This is a genomic window from Cellulomonas sp. P1_C4, from assembly GCF_056406355.1.
Genome location: NZ_JBFUAI010000027.1, coordinates 1 through 22,311, shown reverse-complemented (window position 1 = coordinate 22,311; position 22,311 = coordinate 1). Strand labels below are relative to the sequence as shown.

Annotated in this window: 23 protein-coding genes and 1 riboswitch; of the genes, 17 read left to right on the top strand and 6 right to left on the bottom strand. The window is 69.2% G+C overall.

Going from position 1 to position 22,311, the window contains the following annotated elements:
- Positions 1-49: 49 nt before the first annotated feature.
- The 7 genes from AC1DYZ_RS18615 (at position 50) to AC1DYZ_RS18585 (ending at position 7,562) form a co-directional block, all read left to right on the top strand.
- Positions 50-1,552, top strand: a complete 1,503-nt coding sequence (locus AC1DYZ_RS18615) for a sugar transferase (RefSeq protein ID WP_477066603.1) — start codon at positions 50-52, stop codon at positions 1,550-1,552.
- 83 nt (positions 1,553-1,635) lie between these two features.
- Positions 1,636-2,688 (top strand): hypothetical protein, encoded by a 1,053-nt coding sequence (locus tag AC1DYZ_RS18610; RefSeq protein WP_477066602.1) that lies wholly within the window; start codon positions 1,636-1,638, stop codon positions 2,686-2,688.
- The gene (locus AC1DYZ_RS18605) at positions 2,685-3,761 is read left to right on the top strand and encodes a glycosyltransferase (RefSeq protein WP_477066601.1); all 1,077 of its coding nucleotides are present in this window, start codon (positions 2,685-2,687) and stop codon (positions 3,759-3,761) included. The genes AC1DYZ_RS18610 and AC1DYZ_RS18605 overlap by 4 nt, the downstream gene beginning before the upstream one ends.
- Positions 3,761-4,879 carry a glycosyltransferase family 4 protein gene (locus tag AC1DYZ_RS18600; RefSeq protein WP_477066612.1) on the top strand — a complete coding sequence of 373 codons (1,119 nt, stop codon included), beginning with the start codon at positions 3,761-3,763 and terminating at the stop codon, positions 4,877-4,879. Before AC1DYZ_RS18605 ends, AC1DYZ_RS18600 begins: the two co-directional genes overlap by 1 nt.
- Positions 4,876-6,144 carry a lipopolysaccharide biosynthesis protein gene (locus AC1DYZ_RS18595; protein ID WP_477066600.1) on the top strand — a complete coding sequence of 423 codons (1,269 nt, stop codon included), beginning with the start codon at positions 4,876-4,878 and terminating at the stop codon, positions 6,142-6,144. Before AC1DYZ_RS18600 ends, AC1DYZ_RS18595 begins: the two co-directional genes overlap by 4 nt.
- A gap of 30 nt (positions 6,145-6,174) precedes the next feature.
- Entirely contained in the window at positions 6,175-7,041 is an 867-nt protein-coding gene (locus AC1DYZ_RS18590) for a polysaccharide pyruvyl transferase family protein (protein ID WP_477066599.1), read from the top strand.
- Between the two features lie 8 nt (positions 7,042-7,049).
- Positions 7,050-7,562: a serine O-acetyltransferase gene (locus tag AC1DYZ_RS18585; RefSeq protein ID WP_477066598.1), complete on the top strand. Its 513-nt coding sequence runs from the start codon at positions 7,050-7,052 to the stop codon at positions 7,560-7,562.
- Positions 7,563-7,573: 11 nt separating this feature from the next.
- Here the strand turns inward: AC1DYZ_RS18585 and AC1DYZ_RS18580 are convergent, their stop codons facing one another.
- Complete coding sequence (locus tag AC1DYZ_RS18580) at positions 7,574-8,731, bottom strand: acyltransferase family protein (protein ID WP_477066597.1); 1,158 nt, start codon at positions 8,729-8,731, stop codon at positions 7,574-7,576.
- Between the two features lie 402 nt (positions 8,732-9,133).
- On the bottom strand, positions 9,134-9,589 hold the full coding sequence (locus AC1DYZ_RS18575; RefSeq protein ID WP_477066596.1) for a VanZ family protein: 456 nt from the start codon (positions 9,587-9,589) through the stop codon (positions 9,134-9,136).
- Positions 9,590-10,005: 416 nt separating this feature from the next.
- Between AC1DYZ_RS18575 and AC1DYZ_RS18570 the strand changes: the two genes are divergently transcribed.
- Positions 10,006-10,344: a CAP domain-containing protein gene (locus AC1DYZ_RS18570; protein ID WP_477066595.1), complete on the top strand. Its 339-nt coding sequence runs from the start codon at positions 10,006-10,008 to the stop codon at positions 10,342-10,344.
- On the opposite strand, the gene AC1DYZ_RS18565 is transcribed toward AC1DYZ_RS18570, so the two are convergent.
- Together AC1DYZ_RS18565 and AC1DYZ_RS18560 are read right to left on the bottom strand one after the other, a co-directional pair.
- Positions 10,345-10,785, bottom strand: coding sequence for a VanZ family protein (locus tag AC1DYZ_RS18565; RefSeq protein WP_477066594.1), 441 nt, complete (start codon positions 10,783-10,785; stop codon positions 10,345-10,347). It lies immediately after the preceding gene.
- Positions 10,782-11,219: a VanZ family protein gene (locus AC1DYZ_RS18560; RefSeq protein ID WP_477066593.1), complete on the bottom strand. Its 438-nt coding sequence runs from the start codon at positions 11,217-11,219 to the stop codon at positions 10,782-10,784. Before AC1DYZ_RS18560 ends, AC1DYZ_RS18565 begins: the two co-directional genes overlap by 4 nt.
- Positions 11,220-11,298: 79 nt before the next feature.
- Between AC1DYZ_RS18560 and AC1DYZ_RS18555 the strand changes: the two genes are divergently transcribed.
- The 4 genes from AC1DYZ_RS18555 (at position 11,299) to AC1DYZ_RS18540 (ending at position 15,835) form a co-directional block, all read left to right on the top strand.
- A complete protein-coding gene (locus tag AC1DYZ_RS18555) occupies positions 11,299-11,721 on the top strand; it encodes a MarR family winged helix-turn-helix transcriptional regulator (protein WP_477066592.1) in 423 nt (140 codons plus the stop codon).
- Positions 11,718-13,049 carry an MFS transporter gene (locus tag AC1DYZ_RS18550; protein ID WP_477066591.1) on the top strand — a complete coding sequence of 444 codons (1,332 nt, stop codon included), beginning with the start codon at positions 11,718-11,720 and terminating at the stop codon, positions 13,047-13,049. The genes AC1DYZ_RS18555 and AC1DYZ_RS18550 overlap by 4 nt, the downstream gene beginning before the upstream one ends.
- A 78-nt stretch (positions 13,050-13,127) precedes the next feature.
- Positions 13,128-14,939: a DUF4012 domain-containing protein gene (locus AC1DYZ_RS18545; protein WP_477066590.1), complete on the top strand. Its 1,812-nt coding sequence runs from the start codon at positions 13,128-13,130 to the stop codon at positions 14,937-14,939.
- 104 nt (positions 14,940-15,043) lie between these two features.
- Positions 15,044-15,835, top strand: coding sequence for an LPXTG cell wall anchor domain-containing protein (locus AC1DYZ_RS18540; protein WP_477066589.1), 792 nt, complete (start codon positions 15,044-15,046; stop codon positions 15,833-15,835).
- 61 nt (positions 15,836-15,896) lie between these two features.
- Here the strand turns inward: AC1DYZ_RS18540 and serC are convergent, their stop codons facing one another.
- The gene (serC, locus tag AC1DYZ_RS18535; RefSeq protein WP_477066588.1) at positions 15,897-17,030 is read right to left on the bottom strand and encodes a phosphoserine transaminase; all 1,134 of its coding nucleotides are present in this window, start codon (positions 17,028-17,030) and stop codon (positions 15,897-15,899) included.
- Positions 17,031-17,166: 136 nt separating this feature from the next.
- Here serC and AC1DYZ_RS18530 point away from each other — a divergent pair, with 136 nt between their 5' ends.
- The 4 genes from AC1DYZ_RS18530 (at position 17,167) to AC1DYZ_RS18515 (ending at position 20,962) form a co-directional block, all read left to right on the top strand.
- Positions 17,167-17,871, top strand: coding sequence for an iron-dependent transcriptional repressor DtxR (locus AC1DYZ_RS18530; protein ID WP_477066587.1), 705 nt, complete (start codon positions 17,167-17,169; stop codon positions 17,869-17,871).
- 262 nt (positions 17,872-18,133) lie between these two features.
- A riboswitch (cyclic di-AMP (ydaO/yuaA leader) is annotated at positions 18,134-18,329 on the top strand.
- 2 nt (positions 18,330-18,331) lie between these two features.
- Positions 18,332-19,126, top strand: a complete 795-nt coding sequence (locus AC1DYZ_RS18525) for a C40 family peptidase (RefSeq protein WP_477066586.1) — start codon at positions 18,332-18,334, stop codon at positions 19,124-19,126.
- 185 nt (positions 19,127-19,311) lie between these two features.
- A complete protein-coding gene (locus tag AC1DYZ_RS18520; protein ID WP_456825338.1) occupies positions 19,312-19,887 on the top strand; it encodes an HNH endonuclease in 576 nt (191 codons plus the stop codon).
- A 136-nt stretch (positions 19,888-20,023) separates the two neighbouring features.
- A complete protein-coding gene (locus tag AC1DYZ_RS18515; protein ID WP_477066585.1) occupies positions 20,024-20,962 on the top strand; it encodes a universal stress protein in 939 nt (312 codons plus the stop codon).
- Here the strand turns inward: AC1DYZ_RS18515 and AC1DYZ_RS18510 are convergent.
- Entirely contained in the window at positions 20,959-21,432 is a 474-nt protein-coding gene (locus AC1DYZ_RS18510) for an Lrp/AsnC family transcriptional regulator (RefSeq protein ID WP_456825336.1), read from the bottom strand. The genes AC1DYZ_RS18515 and AC1DYZ_RS18510 overlap by 4 nt on opposite strands.
- Positions 21,433-21,616: 184 nt before the next feature.
- On the opposite strand from AC1DYZ_RS18510, the gene AC1DYZ_RS18505 reads away from it, so the two are divergent.
- Positions 21,617-22,311 (top strand): hypothetical protein (locus AC1DYZ_RS18505; RefSeq protein WP_477066584.1); only part of this gene is annotated, 695 nt, incomplete at its 3' end.

Here is a 22,311-nt window from a genome sequence, read left to right as displayed (position 1 = left end):
CACGATTTCGTGGGGCATCCGCGGATGCAGAGCTACTTCAGGGGCGACCATGATCGAGCAGGACACGCGCAATTCGGCGGTTCCGTCGCCGCGACGTTCGCCACTGGTGACTGCGCTGCCCGTGGATCCGGGATCGTGGTTGCGGGCCTACAGTGCATGGCTCGTGGTGACGGACGTCGTTGCGGTCCTCGTTGCCGTCGGCGTCGCCTATCTGGTGCGGTTCGACATCGAAGGCTTGCCTGCTGTCTCGGGTGAGTTCTCGCCTACTTACCTCTCGGTCTCACTCGTGCTCGCCGTGGCGTGGCTCGTGTCGCTGTCCCTCATGCGGTCTCGCGACCGCCGCCTGCTAGGGACGGGTTCTGCCGAGTACTCGCGCGTTTTCACTGCGAGTTGGCGACTCTTCGCGGTCGTCGCGGTCATCGGGTTCCTCCTTAGAATGGATTTCGGTCGCGGCTATCTGGCCCTTGCTGCTCCGCTTGGTTGCCTCCTGCTGCTCCTTGGTCGATGGGGTTGGCGGTCATGGCTCCGCACCAACCGTCAGCATGGAAAGTTCCAGTCCGGCATCCTCGTCCTAGGGCACCGCGAGCAGGCAACGGTTCTTATCGACGAGCTGCATCGGAACCCAGGGGCCGGCTACGCCGTGATCGGTGTGTGCGTGCCTTCGGGGGAAGTCGAGGTCGGTGAGACTATCGGCGGCGTCCCGGTGCTCGGCTCCATGGATGACGCGGCCGCGGTCGCGGTCGAGATCAAGGCCTCTGCCGTTGCAGTCAGTGGCTCGGACAGCATCACGGCTGATGCAGTTCGCCGACTCGGATGGGACCTTGAAGGAACCGACGTCGACCTTGCGCTGACGCTGGCGCTGGTTGATGTCGCGGGCCCGCGGGTCACGATGCAACCAGTGAGTGGCCTGCCGCTGATGTACGTGGACGAAGCGCGTTTCACCGGCTTCAGGTACGTCGCCAAGTCGGTTTTCGACTGGGTATCCGCCGCCATGATCACCATCCTCCTGATGCCAGCGATCTTGGTGATCGCCCTGCTCGTCGCCTGCTCCAGCCGCGGTCCTGTCTTCTACACGCAAGAGCGAATCGGCAAGGACGGGCGCAACTTTCGAATGATCAAGTTTCGCTCGATGCAGGCCGACGCACACAGTCGGCTGGCCGAGGTCCTCGCCGCGGAGGGCATCGACGAGATCGGCCTTTTCTACAAGCCCAAGAGCGACCCGCGGGTAACGCGAGTCGGCAGGATCCTGCGCCAGTATTCGCTCGACGAGCTCCCGCAGCTGTTCAACGTGCTTCGAGGGGAGATGAGCCTGGTCGGGCCCCGACCCCAGATCGCTGCTGAGGTGGCGCAGTATGACCGCGCCGCGCACCGTCGTTTGCTGGTTAAGCCGGGGCTCACGGGGCTGTGGCAAGTTTCCGGGCGCTCGGACCTGTCGGTACACGAGGGCATCCGCGCCGATGTGCGGTACGCCGAGAACTGGACGCTGATCGGTGACTTCGCCATCCTCTTGCGGACCATCCGAGTCGTGCTCAGGCACGAAGGCGCGCGGTGACGATCCGATCCCGTCCAGCTGCCCATCCGACCCCCACGGCAGTCTCAAGTTCCAGGTGGACCGTTACCTATGCGGTTGCGTCGGTGAGTGTGCTGCTCGGCGGGGTGTTCGTCTTGCTCCGCGACGAGCTCCTGCCGCCTCGGTTCTCGTACGACGCCGTCAAGATTGAGGCGCTAACCGTCGGGCAGCTCGCTGTCGACGACGACTCATACAGTGTCGTCGCGTCGCTGTACAGGGCGATCGGTCTGGCGGGCGCGCCTGAACTGGCTGCGTGGGTGGGCTACGTGACCGCCATCGTCATTTTGGTTGCGGTGCTGCGATTGTCGACGCGGTACGAACCGACCAAGGCCACGCCCGTCGTCATCGCCTTCACAGTTCTTTGTTCGGCCGTCTACCTGGGTGCGTACTCAAAGGAACTCTTCGTACTCCCGATCGTGTTCTCGCTCATCGCTGCGCGCAGCCGGCGGTGGGTCGCGTTTTCGGTCATCCTCATGCTCGCGTACGCCGCGTCCTTTCGCACCTACTGGTTCGTTGTCGCGGGATTGTTCGTCGCGGTCCACTGGGCGCTCGGTCGGCTCACCTCACGTCGGTACATGGTGCCCCTCATCGGCGCTAGTCTCGTGCTGCTGGCGGTCGCCTACCAGGCCGCAACCGGTTCGGAACTCTCGGAGATCCGTGCAGGCGTGAACAGCGGTCGCCTCGACGGCGTCGACGCATCCACCCGGATCGATGCGTTCGTCAACGGAACTGGTCTCGTCGCGCAGTCGGCGAACGTCATCCTGACGTTCGCCGCCCTCGTACTCCCCATTCCGCTCCTAATGTTGGGCTCTGCCTATCACGCGGTGATCGCGGCGGTGATTGCGGGTTTGTGGGGTTACTTCTTCTATCGCCTGTTCGCGGGGATGCGCAGCGGTGAGGTGCGCGAGGACCCGCTGAAGCGACGGAGCGCGGCACTCCTTCTCGCATTCATCATGGTGCAGGCGATGTTCGAGCCCGACTACGGCTCCGCACTTCGACACGTCGTCCCCTTGCTGCCGCTCCTCGTCGTGCTTTCCCTTGGCCGCAGGTTGGTGCCCGTGGAGTCGGGCGACCGAGCTCGGGCGGCGGGGGCCCTCGGCATGCTGGCGGCCCGGTGACCCGCATCCTGCACGTGACGCAACCGACCGAGGCGGGCGTCGCGGCTGTGGTCGCGGGTCTTGTCCGCTACCAGATCGATGCCGGGCACTCCGTCACGGTCGCGTCGCCCGCCGACGGGCAGTTTCGCGAAAGGGTGATCAAAGCGGGTGCGAGCCACCGGCAGTGGGACGCGAGGCGGGGACCCGCGCGTGGTCTCGTTCGTGAATGGTCGCAGTTGCGCTCTATCGTTACCGACGTCTCGCCCGAGGTGATTCACCTGCACAGCTCAAAAGCAGGCCTCGTGGGCCGTCTCACGGTCCGTGGCGGACTGCCGACGGTGTTTCAGCCGCATGCCTGGTCTGACCTTGCGGCATCTGGACTACTCGCCCGAGCAGCGCGCGCGTGGGAGCGTTTCGCGCAGCGTTTCACGACGACCACGATTTGTGTGAGCGAGGCCGAAGCGGCCCACGGCTTGCAGATTGGGGTCCGGCGTCACGTTCTCGTGATCCCGAACGGCGTCGACACGACGTACTTCGAGCCACGCGAGCGGGCGGAAGCGAGGGTGCTGCTAGGGGTCGCCCCAGACGTGCCTCTGGCCCTGTGCGTCGGGAGGTTGGCGAAGCAGAAGGGCCAACTAGAGCTTTTGGCGATTTGGAAGGACATTGTGCGAGACATACCGGGCGCGCTCCTTGTACTCGTTGGCAACGGCCCAGACGAGGGGCTCGTGCGAACTCAAATTGGTGATGGCTCGGTGATGCTCGTGCCGGAGTGCGCGGATCCCCGCAATTGGTACGCGGCCAGTGACGTCGTGGTCGCGCCCTCGCTCTGGGAAGGAGCAGCACTCGTGCCCCTCGAGGCGATGGCGATGGATAGACGGGTCGTCGGATACGACGTCGGTGGCCTGGCGAGCACGCTTGGAAAAACGGGTAGCGCCGTCGCTCCAGGCGACCGGGCCGGGCTCGCACGTTTGATCGCGGATGCACTCGGAGACCGAGACTCTCCCCCCGGCGCTCGCGAGCGGGCGACCGAGCGCTTCGAAGTCCGACAGTCGTACCGGAGTCTCACGGACGCGTCCGAGCAGGCCGCTTCGTGATGACTTTGAAGGCTGGAACGCTCCTAGTCCACTGGGGCCAGAGCGGCGGCGGACCTCGCTTTCTGCACGAATTGACCCTGCAGTCGTTGCAGTCCATGCCTGGGCGAACCCTCGTTTCGTACAACGCCAGTGCTGACATCAGCAACAAGCTGTCGGAACTTACCCCCGACCCCTTGGTCGTGAAGACCTACCGGACCGCGCTTGGCGTCATTGGGCGACTGCCGCGTCTGGTCCGCTCCGGGTTGCGACTCCGCTCCTATATCCAGGAGCACAAGATCTCACGCGTCGTGTGCGCGATGGAGAGTCTCCATCAGTCGCTCGCGGTGCCCATCTTCTTGCCACGCGACGTCGAGTACGTCGTCATCGTCCATGATGCGCAGAGTCACCCCGGGGAGGCGCATGTGCTGCGTCGGATCAACCGCTGGCTGGAGCTGCGAAGGGCCGACGCCGTTGTCGCGCTCTCCACGGATGCGGGGCGCCGACTGGCCGGTGATCCGCAAGTTTCCGTGCCCGTCATCCCGAGCCGGCACCCGGCGTACCTGGGAATCAGCAGGCGCGGCGCACGGCAAGCTCCCGCACCTGGCGACCGTGTGGTCGTCGGGTTCTTCGGGCGGTTGGCCGAGTACAAGGGGCTCGATCTGCTCGTGGACGTCGGCCGCATCCTTGATGCGCGGGGCCTGCAGGGTGTGGTGGAGGTTCACGGCGCCGGCCCTCTGGGCGGGGCGCAGTTCCTGACCGAGTCCGCCCTGTCGTTGCATGTCGGTTGGATCGACGATGACGACGTCACCGGAGTCGTGGATCGCTTCGACGTACTCGTCCTCCCTTACACCGAGGCAAGCCAGTCGGGAGTAATCGCCCAGGCGATGTCGCTCGGGGTGCCCTGCGTCGTCACGCCAGTCGGAGGGCTGTCCGAGCAGGTGACGGAGTCCGGATGTGGAGTGGTCGCGTCGCACGTCACCTCCGAGGCTGTCGCCGAGGCAGTCGAGTACCTCCTCGCCCATCCCGACGCGTACGCCGCCGCCTCGGCCAACGGCATACGCGCGGCCGGGAGCACTTACTCGTGGTCTCGGTTGGTCGCCGACGTCGACATGGCGTTCTCGGCCATTCGTCGTCGATGAGAGAACTCTGGGCGCTGGCAGAGCGCATCATCCCGCGTGGAGCAACCGCCCTGATCCTCATTCTCCTGGCGACCCAGCAGTCGCCCAGCGGCGTCGGGGCGTTCTCTGCTGCTGTGATCGTGCTCACCCTGGTGCAATCGTTCACTGACGTGGCCGGACGGCAGGTGGCGATCCTGCACGCAGGTACCGTCGAGTCGCACGCGTTCATGCGGCGCTTTCAAGCATCCGCCGCGCCGATTGGCTTCGTGCTTATGGCGGGGTTCCTGGTGTTCGCCGGTGATGCCGGGTTTGCCGGTGTCGACCCTTGGGCGCTTGCGCCCTTAGCGCTTGTTCCAGTCGTCACTGCCGTCGAACTCGTCCCCGTGGTGCGGCTGCAGGCGAGTGGTGCGTGGCGTGATGTAGCTACCGCACAGGCGATTGCCTGCCTGGTTTCCGTGCTCGTTTGCGCGCCGATCGTCTGGTTCACGGGATCGCTCGTGGGCGCGTCACTGCACCTTGTCCTGAGCGAGACGATCTTCTGCATTCTCGTCTTCGTGAGTGTCCGTCGGGGTGGGCACGATCGGACGGAGCCAGTGCCGGCAACGACGAGGCTAAGGATCTGGCACGAGTACTGGGCCACTGCGGTGTACGCAGCATTGGGCTGGGGTCAGACACAGGCGGACAGGGCTGCGGTTGGCATCGTCGCCGGACCGGCGAGTCTCGGCTTGTACGCCATGGCCAACCAAGTCGGCCGGAGCCTCGGCGAGGCGGCATCTGCCGGCTCGGCGAATGTGTTGCGTGCCGATATTGGACAGTTCCGGGATCAGGGCGAGGTCGAGCTCCGTCGTCGTGCGGGTCAGTCTCTCCTGCGAACTTCAGGCATACTCGTCGGACTCTTCGTGGTGACTGTGACCCTGACGGAGACAGTGCTGCGCTGGATCCTTGCCGCCTCGTGGGACCCGGCCCTCGACGCGGTCCCTGTTCTCGCGGGTTCGGTAATCGCGACAGCCGTGGCGTGGACGGCAACTGCGACACTTCAGGCTCAAGCGCGAGTGAGGCTCGCCTTCGGTCCCCGTGTCGTGGGTGTCGCGCTCGCCTTGCCCATCGCCTTTGCCGCGACATCGAGCATCGAGCTTGCTGCGCTGATCGCGCTGGGCCGCGAGCTCCTCGTCGCCACGCTGTTGATGATTGCGGCACGGCGTGGTGCTCCCTGGCGTGTGGTCTACGCCGCCTTCGCCACGATGTTGGGGTTGGTCGCCGCGTCGCTGATCTTCTTGCCCCATTGATGAACGAGAGCCTGGAGGAAGCAGATGGCTGTGAAGGCCTTCTGGTGGTCGCCCATGCGATCGCCTCGCGATCTTGCCCGTGAAGCTGTGTACAACAGGGGGGCATGGATTGAGCTAGCCCGCCGGTCGAGACGGGGTCCGAGCAACTTTGGCGACGCAGTCGGCGGCTTGATCCTGCGCGAGATCCTCGGTCAGCCGGTCAAGTGGTCGCCCCCGGCGACCGCTGACTTGTTCTCCGTCGGATCGATCCTGAATGTGTATGAGGAGGTCGGAAGCACCGCAGCAATATTTGGTAGCGGCATCCGGAATCCCGCACCTGTGAACCGAAAGAGCTTCGGCACGTCCAAGGTGCTGGCCGTCCGCGGCGAGCTCACCCGCGACTGTCTGGGACTCTCAGCCGATGCAGTCCTTGGGGACCCTGGGCTCATGATTGGGACCTTAGGGTTCTCCCGCTCGGTCCCGCGATCCCGTGCGCTCCTGATCCCTCACTTCGCAACGTTCGGATCCAAGGCAGCGCAGCGGTCGATCGAGTCCGCGCGGAGCGCCGGGTATCGAATCGCGCTGCCAAACTGGGATCCTCTGACCATGGCATCAGTCATCTCGTGTTCGGACTACGTTGCAACGTCCAGCCTGCACGGGTTGGTCTTCGCACACGCCCTGGGCGTGCCAGGGCGCCTGGTGAGTTTCGCCTCAGACGTTCGAGCGGAGCCTGAATTCAAGTACCGCGACTACCTCTCAGTGTTTGGGGTCGAGCACGCTTCCCGCGAGCTGGCCACAATCGCGTCGCCCGAGGCAGTCGCGAATGACATTCGCGCGCTCGAGGAGACGACCGCCCGAATTGCCGCGATGGTGCCGGGAATTGCTTCCCGGCTCGCTGACAGCGTGAAGTCCTTCTGATGGTCGGCGTGGATGCATTCTCGGCTTGGCGTGGAGACCTCGCGGCCAACCGCCGAGATGGCCGCCCGTTGCTTGCGGATGCCTTGACCGTGCGGTTCGTCGCTGTCAGTCTGTTTCGGGCCAGCCAGGCTGCAGGCGCCCAAGTCGGCTTACTCGGATCGGTGCTTAAGCAGTTCAACCATCTGCTGACCGGCGCCGACATCTCCTGGGAATCACGCATTGCGCCTGGGCTGGTCTTGCACCATCCGACCGGCGTCGTGATCGGCGACGGCGTGAGGATCGGGCCTCGTTGCGAAATCCAGCAGGGCGTGACGATCGGCGCACGTAGCCCCGACGGGAGCGACGCTCGAGCCGGCGTCATAGGCGCGGACGTCGTGATCGGTGCCGGCGCACGGATCTTGGGAGCCGTGCAGGTAGGGGATCGATCCGTGATTGGGGCGAACGCAGTGGTACTTACGGACGTGCCGGCCGACAGTATCGCGGTGGGTGTGCCAGCGAGGTCTCGGGCGCGTGTCCTCTGACCAATTGGGGTTCACTCCCTGCCAGTCGACGCGTCGAGCGGTCGAGGTGGCGCTAAGTGAGCGCCGGACGGCCTCCGCCCCCATCTGCCGGTGAGCCGGCGCGCGACCCTTAACCCAAGATCGGCGCAGACCGCGTAGGCGGCGTCGAACCCCTTAAACCATGCTGATCGGGGACGGCGTTCGATCAAGCGATGAATCGTCCAGGCTACGACTCCGACGGCGGCGACGATTCCGCAGTACGCCACGGCCTGCGTCCTCGGCGTCGCTGCGTACGTGAGTGCGATGTACCCGACGTGTGCATGGATCAGGTAGAGGGGGTATGTCAATGCGCCCAGCATGACTGCGGCCGGGAGCCGGACCTCGCGCACGGCTGGCACCGCTAGCAGCAGGAGCGATCCGAATAGAAGCAGGACGAGAACTGCGACAAGGCCGTCGTTAAAAGGCGCACCAAGTTGTCCGGTCAACTGATGGACATGCCGCGTCGCTGTGACCGCCGACGCCGTATACCCGGCGATCAACCCACTAGCTCGCCATGGAGTCCACCCGTCACGCTGGATCTCCGCGATGATCGCGCCGGCGGCGAAGAGCGCAAAGTAGCCTCCGAGGAGCGGCGTGGAGTCCGGCACAGATATGAGGACGCCAGCGGCGGTCGCGAGGGCCCACAGCGGGAGCAGTTTCGAGAAGAAGTTCATACGGCCGGCGCACAGGAACATGTACACGGCAACGTAGAAGATGATCTCGAGCTGCAAAGTCCAGTAGACACCGTCGACCGGCTGTTCGCCGAAGAGCCTCGGAACCATCGTGAAGTTCGCCAGCACCTGCACCGGGTCTACGCCGAGATGTGACCTCGCGCCCCAGACCGCTGTGACAGTTGACGTGACGATGACTGCGGCCCAAAAAGCGGGATACAAGCGTACGGCTCGTCCCACCGCAAACTCCCGCGGTGTCTTCCCGTGCGCGGACTGGAAGATGATGAAGCCGCTGATGAGGAAGAACCAATTGACTCCTAGGTGTCCGTACTTGGCAACTTGCGCCACAGGTGACGGTTCGTCCAACGACGCGATCTTGCCGTTCAGGACGCCGTTGAAAAAGTAGTGAAACGACAACACAGAGAGCGCAGCAGTGAGGCGCATGTAGTCGAGTGCCTGTAGGCGTCCCACAGGGATCACGCGCGGTGGCATTTCCGTCACAAACATTTCCTCCGTCGAGGTCGTGAGAGGCGGAGATGACACTGCTGCGCACAGGGTGGCTCCGAGGTCATCCAATCGTCTCATTCCACGGTGAAGGGCCGCACCTCGCGACGTGTGCGCAAGCCGCGCCGCGCGGCGCCCTCGGCGGAGTCGTTCGCCGGCCGTGGGAGCTGACGCGGCGGGCGCCTCTCAGGACGTACCAGCGCGGGTGCCGACGCCCCGGGCCTCCGCGGGGTCGGCGGTTTTATGCCGGCGCACTTCTCGGGCCCTACGGGGCGTGTCGGCAGCGTGTTCGGTCGAGCGGAGCGTGCTCGTTGGTGTCACCGCTCGCGTCACACACCAACACCAACTGCCTGGTCGCTGGTTCTCGATGTCGAGGTCCTACTTCTCTGGCGCGTGGCCAATCTTGTCGCCGCGCGCGCATCTTCGAAGGTGCAGGACGGCGGCCGTCAGCGCTAAGCCCAGGACAGCACCAGCCGTGTTGGCGGCCGCGTCCCAGATGGACGCGGTACGTCTCGGCAGTGCGAGCCCCTGGACGCACTCCAGCGCGATCGATACGGCCGCCGCCGCGAAGATCACGTGCCACCACGGGCGCCGCCGCAGCAGCAAAAGGCCGAGCGCACCAATTGGCACAAATAGAGCGATGTTTGCTACGAACTCGGTCAGCTTGTAGTTGATGCGATGTGGGACGCCGTGACCGTGCATGCTGGCGATGGCGCGGTCTGTCGGGCCGGCGGCGACGGTCTGAAGCGGCCACGGACTCAAGACGATGACGAGTGCGGCGACGCTGAAGGTAGTGAGCAGCGCGACAGCCCATCGACTGCCCCGCGTCTTCATACGAACAGGGTAGGCGGTCCGCGAGGACTCTCATTACGTAAGGCAATGAGCATGTATCCGTACATGCAATTCTGTCGCAACCTCGCCACAGGCTCCGACTAGCCTTCGTTGGTGACGCGGCGCTGCTTGCCCACGCGCTCGGATTTGACTTGCGCAACAGTCGGCGTCTCCCTAGCGGCCACTCTCAGGTCTTGGTCGAGTGCGGCCGGCTGCGGCATGGGCCGGGGGAAGCCGCCGTCTGGGCCTGCTGCGCGCTGGGGCGTTCTTAACCGTGCGATCTCGGCTGGGTTGGGTGCTGGTGGGGGCGGGCGTCGTCTCGCCGCCGTCGCGTTGCTGCTGGTTGCGCGACCGTCGGGTCCAAACCCCGGCCGTGGTCGGTCGATGGCGCCGATCCTGCGACGTACGCCGCCGAACTCGTGGTCGCGACCAACGACGCACGCGCGGGCGAGGGGTTGCCGGCGCTGACGGTCTCGGAGTGTGCAGCGAGCGAGGCGGACCTCCGGGCGAAGGCGTTGGTAGGTGAGGCGCTGGAGCACGCACCGTTGACGCCCGTGCTCGAGGCGTGCCCGCCGTCGACGGTGGCAGCGGAGAACCTGTCACGCGGGGCGGCGACACCGCACGACGTCCCCGACGCCCGGCTGGTTTCCGCCGGCCATCGCGCCAACCTGCTTGACACCGGGCTCGACCAGGTGTGCATCGGCTGCCTGCTCGACGACGGCGAGATGCTCTGTTCCCAGGTGTTCCTCGGGCCGTAGTCAGCCGGCGGGGACGGGCACCGGCTCGCGGGTCCGCGACCGGCGCCGGGCGACGACTAGGATGCCAGCACCGACCGCCGTCCCCAGCGTATTCGCGATGAGGTCGCGCACGTCGGCCACCCGGTCGGGGAGGAACAGCAGCTGCGTCAGCTCGATGGCCGTCGACGTCGCCAGCCCGAGCCCGACGACGGTCCACGGCCGCAGTCGGGTGAGCAGCCCGACCAGGACGCCGAAGGGCACGAAGAGCACGATGTTGGCGGTGTACTCGGTCGCGGAGTAGGTGAGCGCGATGCCGTGGGAACCCAGCCAGGCGAGCACCGTGCGGACCAGGTCGAAGGCGTCACCAGTCCCGAACTCTGGCCAGAGCGTCACACGCGCGAGGCCGACCAGGTAGACGACGAACAGTGCGATCGTGACCTGTCGTGCCCGTCCGGCCGTCATCGCTCGATCTCGCGGACGGCGTCCGGCTGCTTGCGGAGCACCAGCGACAGGCCGACCCCGATCGCCGCCCCGAGCGAGTTGCCCAGCACGTCCCGCGCCGACGAGCGCCGGGAGGGGAGCCCGATCGCCTGCACGAGCTCGATGCCGACCGACAGGCCGACCAGCGCCAGCAGCACGACCCACCAGTACCTGCGCGGGGCGAGCAGCGCGGTGAGCAGGCCGAGCGGGACGAACAGCAGGATGTTGGCGCCGAACTCCGCCGCGTGCAGGTTGACGATCGCCGGCACGCCGAGGTCGTGCAGTCGGACGAGGCCCCTGGTGATCGGTGCATCGAAGACGTCCTGCACCTGCCAGGGGTTGAGCACGAGCACGGCGGCGCTGATGCCGACTAGCACCAGGAGCCCGATCACCACCTGCCGCTGCCGGATGCTCATGCCGCACAGGGTACGGTGGCCGACTGGTCGGACGCGGGCGAAGTTTCATTACGTAAGGTAATGAGTTAGGCTAACGATCATGCCCTCTCCCCGTGACCTCGCCGGTGAGCTCCGTCTCGCAATCGGCCAGGCCTCGCGGCGGATCCGGGCGGAACGCGGCGCCGCCGGGCTGACGGACCCGCAGTACACGGTCCTCGTCTGGCTCATCAAGCAGGGTCCGATGGCGCCCGGCCAACTGGCCGAGCGCGAGCGGATCCAGCCGCCGAGCATGACCCGCACGGTCAACTCGTTGGTGGACCTGGGCCTCGTCGCCAAGTCGGAGCACCCGACCGACGGTCGGCAGGTCGTCGTCAGTCTCACGGACGCCGGCGTTGCCGAGGTCCACGAGACCCGACGTCGTCGCGACGCCTGGCTCGCCGGGCGCCTGGGCACCCTCACCTCCGACGAGCGCGCGCTGCTCGTCGACGCCGCCGAGCTCCTCCGGAGGATCGCCAGTTCATGAGTCCCACGTTCTCCTCGCTGAAGTTCCGGAACTACCGGCTGTGGTTCGCCGGAGCGCTGGTGGCGAACGTGGGCACCTGGATGCAGCGCGTCGCCCAGGACTGGCTGGTGCTCACCGAACTGACCGACCTCTCGGGTGTGGCCGTCGGCATCACCACCGCCCTGCAGTTCGCGCCGGTGCTCTTCCTGTCCCCGTACGCGGGGCTGCTGGCGGACCGGGTGGACCGCCGCAAGCTGCTCATGGCGACGCAGGTGGGTCAGGGCGTGCTCGCCGGCGGGCTCGGCGTCCTCGTCCTGTCCGGGCACGCGCAGCTCTGGCAGGTCTATCTGTTCGCGCTGACCCTGGGCTGCGTGACCGCCATCGACGGGCCGGTGCGCCAGACCTTCGTCGCGGAGCTGGTTCCCGCCAGCAAGCTCTCCAACGCCGTCGGCCTGAACAGCGCGAGCTTCAACGCCGCCCGCCTCATCGGCCCGGGCGTGGCTGGGCTGCTCATCGCCGCCGTGGGCACCGGGTGKGTGTTCATCATCAACGCGGTGACGTTCGGCGCGACGATCTTCTCGCTCACCCGCATGCGTACCTCCGAGCTGAACCCGATGCCGACGGCTCCGCGCGCCAAGGGCCAGCTGCGCGAGGGCATCGCCTACGTCCGCGGGCGCAGCGACATCCTCGTGATCATGGTGGTCGTCGGCGTCGTCTCCACGTTCGGCCTGAACTTCCAGCTGACCAGCGCCCTGATGGCGCGCACCGAGTTCGGCCGGGGCGCGGGGGAGTACGGCATCCTCGGGTCGGTCCTCGCGATCGGCTCGCTGACCGGTGCGCTCCTGGCCGCCCGGCGCGAGCGACCCCGCGTGCGCCTGGTCATCGGCGCGGCGTTCGGGTTCGGCATCGCGACGGGCGTCATGGCCCTGATGCCGACGTACCTGTCGTTCGCGATCGCGTGCATCCCGGTCGGGCTGGCGTCGCTGACCATGATGACCGCGGCCAACGCGACCATCCAGATGAGCACCGACCCCGCCGTCCGTGGCCGGGTGATGGCGCTGTACATGATGGTGTTCCTGGGGGCCACGCCCATCGGGTCGCCCATCGTCGGTTGGATCGGCCAGACGTACGGCGCGCGCTGGGCCATCGGCATCGGCTCGATCTCCGCCCTGCTCGTCGCCACCGGTGCCGCTCTGTGGGCGTGGAAGAAGTGGGACGTCACAGTCCGCTACCACGTGCGCACTCGGCCCCACCTCGAGGTGGTCCACCCGACGCTGCCCGACCGGCGCGTCGAGACCGCGGCCCGGCTCGGCGCGCAGGAGGCGGCGGACCGCCAGACCGCGGCCTGACGGCCGACCGGGTGGAAGCCCGGGTGAAGAGCGCCGCAGGCATGTCGTCCGGGATGTCCGAGATGTCACGATCGGTCCGTGAGTGCCACGATCGACGAGCCGCGCGCGCCCGAGGCGAGCCCGCCGTCGGATGTGCCCTCGCCGGAAGCGGCACCGCGCAGGACCGTCTTGCGCGTCGTGCTGGCGGTGATCGCGCTGCTGGTGCTCGCTGGCGGCTGGCTGGCGTTCCGGGTCTACCAGGCGGGTACCGGGCTTCTCGCCGCCAAGGACGTCGTGGCCGATCTCGAGGGTGACGTCGGGGGCGGCGACACCCAGCAGATCCAGGCGCGGCTCCCGGAGGTCCAGGCAGACCTCGCCCAGGCCCGCAGCGCGACGAGCGACCCGGTGTGGCGGCTGGCCGAGCACCTCCCCCGGGTCGGGGCTCAGCTGACGGCGGTCCGCATCGTGTCCACCTCGCTCGAGGACGTGGTGCGCGAGTCGGTGCCGGCCATCGGGCGCATCGACGACGTGCTGCTCGCGCAGGAGGCGCCGGGCACCGACGGCCGGATCGACCTCGCGCCGCTGGTCGCCGCGGCACCCGACATCCAGGCCGCCGCCGTGAGCGCGCGCGAGGCGCAGGCCGCCGTCGGCGCGATCGACACCGGCGCGCTGCTCCCTCAGCTGGCGGGTCCGGTGACGCAGGTGCAGGAGGGCATGGACCGGGTCAGCGGCGCGCTCGACGCGGGGTCGCAGGTGGCCACGCTGCTGCCGGCGATGCTGGGGGCGGACGGCCCGCGGACCTACCTGCTGGTCTCCCTCAACTCCTCGGAGCTGCGCAGCGCCGGCGGCATCGTCGGTGCCTTCGCGGTGCTGCACGCCGACGACGGCACGATCGACCTCACCGAGCAGCGCACGACCGCCGACCTGCCCGGTATCGCCACCTCGATCCTCCCGCTCAGCGAGGACGAGCAGCGGTTCGACACCGACCGGCTCGGCCGCTGGGTGCAGGACGCGGTGATGACTCCCGACTTCCCCCGCAGTGCGCAGCTGCTCACCGCGCGGTGGGAGCGGGACATGGGCGAGCATGTCGACGGCATCGTCGCCACCGACCCCGTCGCGGTCTCCTACCTGCTCGGCGCCACCGGTGCGGTGACGGAGCCGAGCGGCCTCCAGATCGACGAGTCGAACGTCCTGCAGGTCCTGCTGCGCGACTCGTACCTCAGGTTCGGCGACGACGCCGCGGCCGGCGACGCCTTCTACACCGGCGTCGCGTCGTCGATCTTCCGTGCCGTCGGCGCGGGGCAGGGCGAGCCGCGGGCGGTCGTCGACGCGCTGGCGCGGGCGGGCGCCGAGGGTCGGCTCCGGATGTGGTCGGCCCACCCGGAGGAGCAGAAGAAGCTCGCGTCGACGAGCGTCGGTGCCGCCTTCCTCACGGGCCCCTTCCCGGATGCGACCGGCGTGTTCCTCAATGACGGGACCGCAGGCAAGCTCGGCTACTACCTGAGCACGGCCGTCACCGTCGAGGACCTGCGCTGTGCGGGCCCGGACCCGACCGCGACGGTCCGGCTCGACCTCAGCTACGCACCGCCCGCCGACGTCGCGACCTTCCCGAAGTACGTCACCGGCTGGAGCGGCACGGAGCTGCCCGTGGGCTGGCTCGCGACGAACATCACCGTCTACTCGCCGGTCGGGGCCACCCTCGACGCGCTCCGTCTGGACGACGGCTACGTCTCCGGCGGGACGGGGGAGGCGGCCGACCGGTCGGTCCAGGTGGTCACGTCGTGGCTCGAGCCCGGCGCGCACGAGACCTACAGGTTCGACGTCCCGGTGCGTGACGGCCACGTGTCGGTGTGGACCACCCCGACGCTGACCAGCCCGGGGCAGGTCGTCGTGGCGTGCCCGGAAGGCTGAGGAGTCCGTTTCCGCACTAAATCACCCGTTATGCCCATGCTCGAACGCGTCGCCAGGCAGCACAATGGGACCGAAATGTCCGATTAGCCGACAGGGGCGAAGTCATGGTCAGGCTCGTACGGGGCGCGGTCGTCGCGCTCCTCGCAGTCCTCGTCGCCGCCATCGGTGCGTTGCCGTCCTCGGCGGCCGACGGTGCCCCGTCGCAGGACCCCACGATCTCCTCGTACGGGTGCCTCAACCCCGTCGACTCCTACGGCGCCCCCCAGGTGTGCCAGCTCGCGGTCCACACGCTGTCACCGGTCTGCGACAACGACGTGCCGTACCTCTCGTACAACATCGCGGCGACTGGATCGCCGAGCACGACGGCGACGATCACGTGGCTCAACCCGAACGGCGCCAACGTCGTCTACGCCAACCAGCCGCTGAGCGGGAAGGTTCTCTGGCCGGGAGCCGTGCCTGGTCCCGGAGGCAAGGGCGTCGACTGGCCAGGCTGGCGCCAGCTTCCGGACGGCACGTGGGTCGAGGGCGACGAGTTCGACTGGGTCCGCCCCAGCGTCAAGGTGAAGTTCCAGGCCACGGCGACCGCTCAGGCTACGGCGACCGCTCAGGCCGCGGCGACCCCTGAGGCCACGGTGACCGTTGCCTACCCGCCGTCGACCCCCACCTGCCTCACCAGCCCGCCGAACACCGAGGTGCTGGCCGACAACCCCGTGCAGCCCGCGGCGGCAGTGGCACCCGCGGGCTCCTCGCCCGCGGACACCTCCTCGGCCGCCGTGCTCTYGGCCACCGGCTCTGAGGTGCAGCCGCTCCTGCTGATCGGCGGCTCGCTKGTGCTCATCGGCGCCCTGACCGTCGCGCTCATCTCGATCGCCCGGCGCCGGCGCCCGACCGCCTGACCCGCTCAGGTGGACGTATGCCCGCCTCCCGCGCTGACCGCGGGAGGCGGGCAGCCGTCTGTCAGGACAGCTGCTCGACCACGTGGTCGATGCAGGCCGTCAGCGCCAGGACGTCGTCGGGCTCGACGGCGGGGTACATCGCGACGCGGAGCTGGTTGCGACCCAGCTTGCGGTACGGCTCGACGTCGACCACGCCGTGCGCCCGCAGGACGCGAGCGACGGTGGGGGCCTCGATCTCGGGGTCAAGGTCGATGGTGCCGACGACGTTCGAGCGCAGGCCCGGGTCGGTGACGAAGGGCGTGGCCCAGTCGCGCGACTCCGCCCAGCCGTAGAGGTGCGCGGCCGACATCGCGGTGCGCTGGGCGGCCCAGGCCAGGCCGCCGTTCCCGAGGATCCAGTCGAGCTGCTCAGCCAGGAGCACGAGCGTCGCGATGGCGGGCGTGTTCAGGGTCTGGTCGAGGCGCGAGTTGGTGATCGCCGTGGTGAACGACAGCGACTCGGGCACCCAGCGCCCGCTCGACTCGATCCGCTCGGCCCGCTCGATCGCCGCGGGGGAGGCCGCCGCGAGCCACAGGCCGCCGTCCGAGGCGAACGACTTCTGCGGCGCGAAGTAGTAGACGTCGGTCTGTGCCACGTCGACGGCCAGCCCGCCGGCGCCGGACGTGCCGTCCACCAGCACGAGCGCGCCCTGCTCGCGCGAGCCGGCCACCCGGCGCACGGGCGCGACCACGCCGGTCGACGTCTCGTTGTGCGGCCACGCGTAGGTGTCGACGTCGTCGGCGAAGGCGGGGACGGCCACGCCACCGGGCGCCACCGCGGTGACCACGGGCTCGCCGACGAACGGGGCGCGGGTCGCTGCCGCCGCGAACTTGGCCCCGAACTCGCCGAAGGTGCCGAACGCTGCGCGGTCCTCGATCAGGCAGAGCGTCGCCACGTCCCAGAACAGCGTCGAGCCGCCGTTGCCTAGCACGATCTCGTAGCCGTCGGGCAGGTCGAGCAGCGCGGCGAGCCCGGCGCGGACCCGGCCGACCAGCGCGCGGACGGGTGCCTGGCGGTGCGACGTGCCGAGCGGGGCCGCCGCGGGGCCGGCCAACGCGTCCACCTGGGCCCGGCGGATCTTGGACGGGCCGGAACCGAAGCGGCCGTCCGACGGCAGCAGGTGCGCGGGGATGGTGATCTCGTGGGCGTCAGGCACGTGGCCGAGGATAGGCGGTCGCGGCCCCCGGCTGTCGGCTCGACCAACTAATCTGTGCACCAGCGCAGCCGCCCGCCCCCACGTGATCGACCGGGCAGGCGCCTGCGCACGATGACGCGACGCGGGAGGCCATGCAGTGAGCGACCTGATCGACACGACGGAGATGTACCTCAAGACGGTCTACGAGCTCACCGAGGAAGGCATCACCCCCCTGCGCGCCCGCATCGCCGAGCGGCTCGGACACTCGGGACCCACGGTCTCGCAGACCGTCGCCCGCATGGAGCGGGACGGCCTCGTCGTCGTCACCGGCGACCGCCACCTCGAGCTGACCGAGCTGGGCCACGACAAGGCGGTGCGCGTCATGCGCAAGCACCGCCTGGCGGAGCGCCTGCTCACCGACGTGATCGGCCTGGAGTGGCCGTACGTCCACGAGGAGGCCTGCCGCTGGGAGCACGTGATGAGCGAGCGCGTCGAGAAGCGCCTGGCGTCACTCCTCGACCACCCGCACTTCGACCCCTACGGCAACCCGATCCCCGGCCTCGGGGAGATCGGTGAGGAGACGACGCACGAGGGCTTCCTCGACGGCGTCACCTCCCTGGTGACCTACCGCGGAGCCGCGGCGGCCGACGGCGTCGAGCGGGCGGTCGTGGCCCGCATCGCGGAGCCCCTGCAGGTGGACGTCGAGCTGCTGTCGCGGCTGGCCGAGGCCGGGGTGCTGCCGCACCAGGAGATCGTGATCGAGCGGGCCGACGGGGTCGTCACGGTCTCCGCGCCGGGCTCCGAGACGGTGCTGGACCTGCCGGACGACGTGGCGCGCCACATCTTCGTCGGCACCCGCTGAGCCGTCTGTGAGGGCTCTGAGAGCCCCCTGTGAGCGATTCACCGGCATCGGCCGTGATCTTTGGTCGACACCGTCCGTGTGGTGTGTGCGCACGCTCCCACGCCTCTGATCGGCGTCTTTGCAGGTCACCTCGGCCGCGTCGCCGCGCCCGCAGGACGACCGTCCAACAAGAACAACGATCTCCGTGATCGGAACGTGACAATTGCCGGGGGAGTCCTGTACGTTCGACCTGCTTCCCCGGAACCCTCCTCCAGAGAAGCCCTCGAGCGGAACGCCTAACCCTGCCGCCGCCGCGAGGTTCGCACTATCCGCCGGCAGGGGCGGGGGACCCAATTGCGGGCACCGGAAGTTCGGTGTCCTTGGGGTGAAGCCGGAGATCCGATCTCGATCGGGGACACGGCCGGGTGTTCTCCCACCCGAACCCGACAGCTGACCTCGTAGGCATCAGGAGAGGCAACGCGTGACCGTGAGCACCACTCGCGCCCGCCATCGTGCGGCGCGCCGTCCTTCGACGCCACTGACCGAACTTGCAGCTGCAGCGACGGGTCAGATGGGAACCGTCGGACGCCGTACTGCTGTCGTCGCCGCATCGTCGGGACTCGTCGTCTCGATGCTCGGCTCCCCGGCCAGCGCCGCCCCCACCGGTGAGGCCGGCGCCCTGCCCGCGGTGGACACCGCTGCGCTGACGGCCTCGGCCCGCGCCGTGCTGAACACCGCACCCGTCGTCACGGCCCCGGCCGACGCCGCGTTGACGTTCGACATCCCGGCCGTCACGGCCGAGACCCCGCCGCCGCCGCCCCCGCCGCCCGTCAAGGCCAAGGTCAAGGTCGCCGCGTCGCGCAGCACCACCCGTGCCGCCGCCGCCGCGACGACCACCGCGGCTGCTGCGCCCACCACCAACGCGGCCGTGCCGCAGTCGGTCGCGGGGAACGCGGTCCTCGAGGTCGCTGCCCGCTACGTCGGCACGCCGTACGTCTCGGGCGGGTCCACCCCGGCCGGCTTCGACTGCTCGGGCTTCGTGTCCTACGTCTACGCGCAGCTCGGCATCTCGCTCCCGCGGACGTCCAGCGGTATCAAGGCGGCCGGCACGGTCATCTCCCGTGCGGACGCCCAGCCGGGCGACCTGATCTGGAGCCCCGGGCACATCTCCATCTACGCCGGCGGCAACGACCAGATCGACTCGCCCCGCCCGGGCAAGACGATCCAGTTCCGCGCCATCTGGCAGAGCGCACCGGTCTTCATCCGGATCGGCTGACGCCTAGCAGCGCTGCATCACGCGAGGTCCCGACGACAGCGATGTCGTCGGGGCCTCGCGTCGTTCACCGGCCCGTTGCCCCGTCCCGAACGGGCCGTCGCGTACTCTGGCCCTGCATCACGCTGTTGCTTCGCTTCGCCGGGCCGGCAGCCAGCCGGTCCGACCCCCGAGGTCGGGAGAACGCCGTGCTCATGAATGCCACCAAGCTGTCCACCGAGGCCATCGGCGGGGCGGCACCCGAGGTCGGCTCGCCAGGGCTGATCGCGTCCGGAGCACGCACCCTGCTGCTCAACGCCAGCATGGAACCCCTGTGCATCGTGAGCCTGCGGCGCGCCGTCGTGCTCGTGATGACCGGCAAGGCGACCGTGCTGGAGACCGACGGTCGCCTCTTGCACTCGGAGCGCGTCACCGTCCCGCTGCCCGTCGTCCTGTGCCTGACCCGCTACGTGCACGTCCCGGTCCGTCGCCCCGTGCCGCCCACGCGCCGCACGGTGCTGCAGCGGGACAACCACCGGTGCGCGTACTGCGGTGGTGGGGCCGACACCGTCGACCACGTGCACCCGCGCTCCCGCGGCGGCCGGCACGAGTGGACCAACGTCGTGGCCGCCTGCGTGCGGTGCAACCACCGCAAGGCCGACCGGCTGCTGCACGAGATCGGCTGGGAGCTCCCGTTCGTGCCGCGGGCGCCGCGCTGGTCGGTCGCGTTCGGCACCACGTCGGTCCGGTCCGAGCCGCTCTGGTCGCAGTACGTGGTGGCCTGAGGGCCGGTTTCCGGGCCTTTCGTCAAAGTTGCGCCAACGTATGGCAACATTCCGGTACCTCACGGGCGCAACGGTGCGCCCGGAGAGCACACTGGACGAGTGCACGGCGGGCTCGTGACGAGCACGGAGGCTCCGGATGACGCGTGACGATGTGGTCCTCGTCGGGGTGGACGGGTCGGCCGCCAGCCTGCACGCGCTCGACTGGGCGGCGGCGCAGGCCCGCGCCCACGGCTGGGGCGTCCGGCTGGTCTGCAGCTACTCGCTGCCGTCGTTCACGGCGGCCTCGCTCGACGGTGGGTATGCCGCTCTCGACGACACCGCGATCCAGGAGGGCGCCAAGGCCGTGCTGGCCGAGGCGACCGAGCGGGTCGCGTCGATGGGCGTCCCGGTGACGGCGAAGGTGCTCACCGGCGACGCGGCGGGCGTGCTGGTCGAGCTGTCACACAACGTGCGGCTCGCCGTGGTCGGTACGCGCGGCCGCGGGGGGTTCGCGGACCGGCTGCTCGGTACGGTCTCGTCGGCACTGCCCGCGCACGCGTACTGCCCGACCGTCGTCGTCCCCCTCCGGGAGGACGGCAAGACGCTTCCCGACGACGCGCCGATCCCCGCGACCCGGCCCGTGAAGCGGATCGTGGTCGGCGTCGACGGATCACCGCAGGCCGAGCACGCCCTGCGGTACGCGATCGGGGAGGCCGAGGCGTGGGGCGCCGAGCTGACCGCCGTCGCCGGCGTGCCCGTGGGGTCGATGGCGGGCGTCCTGGCCTGGCTGCCGTCCACGGTGGACCATGAGCAGGTGCTGCGGGACGTCACCGAGGGGCTGCACGTCGTCGTCGACCGCGCGCTCGTCGACCATCCCGACCTCACCGTGCGGCGCATCGCGCTCGACGGGACGGGAGCGGAGCTGCTCACGGAGTTCTCGGCGGCGACCGACCTCATCGTCGTCGGCTCCCGCGGCCGCGGCGGCTTCACCGGGCTGCTGCTGGGTTCCACCAGCCAGGCGGTGCTGCACCACTCCGACTGCCCGGTCATGGTCGTCACCAACCGGTGCGTGGCCGTCGAGGCCGTCGCGGGTTAGCCCTCGGGCGCCGGTGGCACGTCCGGACGGCGGACCAGTGCGGAGAGCACCACGGTCGAGCGCGTGCGGGCCACGAACGGCTCGGCGGCCAGCTTCTCGACGACGCGCTCCAGGTGCCGCATGTCCCGCGCGCGCACCTGCACCACGAGGTCGACGTCGCCGGTGACGGTGCTCGCGGCGACGACCTCGGGGTAGTGCTCGACCGCCGCGCGCATGGTGGTCGGGCTGGTGGACCCGTTGCAGAAGAGCTCGACGAACGCCTCGGTCTGCCAGCCCATCGCGGCCGGATCGAGCCGGACGGTGAACCCCCGGATGACGCCCCGCTCGCGCAACCGGTCCACGCGCCGCTTCACCGCCGGCGCCGAGAGCGAGACCTGCTCGCCCACCTGCGCAAACGTCGCGCGAGCATCCAGCGCGAGCACCCGCAGGATCGCGGTGTCGAGGGCGTCGAGGCCCGAGTGTTCGGTCACGCCCTCATCATCGCCGAGCGCCTCCGATTTGGTGTTCGTGCGGAGAGATGGCACTTTGGGGCGCGTTGGGCCGAATGGGTGATTCGCGAAATTGGGCAAGTGCCTCAAGGCGGACGCCGTGCGTGCCGAACAGTTTGGAAGCCCCACCCAGCGCCACACCCGGGGTCCCCGCGAAGGAGGCGACGTGGTCAAGGACACCAAGAAGCGGCTCGATCTCGTGCCGAGCCAGCGGCCGTCGGTCGTCAGCGAGCCCACGCCCTCGGTCGTCGACGTCCCGCATCAGCGTTCCGCCGGCGATCCCCTCGTCGAGTCCACCCGGGCGCGGTCCGTCGCGGTCCGCCGGTCGGTCTGGGTCGGCATCGCGGCGGCCACGGCGCTGGCGGTGGCCGCCGGGGGCGCGGCGTACAGCTCCGACCAGCGCGCCCTCGCCGCCGCCGACGCGGCCCTGGACGCCCAGACGCGGGTCGACCAGGCGACGCTCGCGKCGGACCGCGACGCGGTCGTCGAGCAGGCCGCCGAGCAGGTCGTCGTGCCCGCCGCCTACGCCGCCAGCCGTGCGGYGGCTGCCGCCGCGGCACAGTCGGCCGTCGACCACGCGAACGCGACGCTCGCCGCTGTGCCCAATGCCGGCGACGGCCCGCGCGCCGCCCTGTCCGCCTCGAGCGGTGCCGTGAGCACCGCGCTCACCGCGCCCGGCGTCAGCCTGGTCTCCCTGCGCTCGGTCGTCGCCGGTGTGGCCGCGCCCGAGAAGGCTGCCGTCGACGCCCAGGCAGCCTGGCAGGTCGCCGAGAACGCCCGCATCGCCGCCGAGCAGGCCGCCGCCGCGCAGGCCGCCGCTGAGGCTGCTGCCGCAKCCGCCGCGCGCGCCAAGGCCCCGGC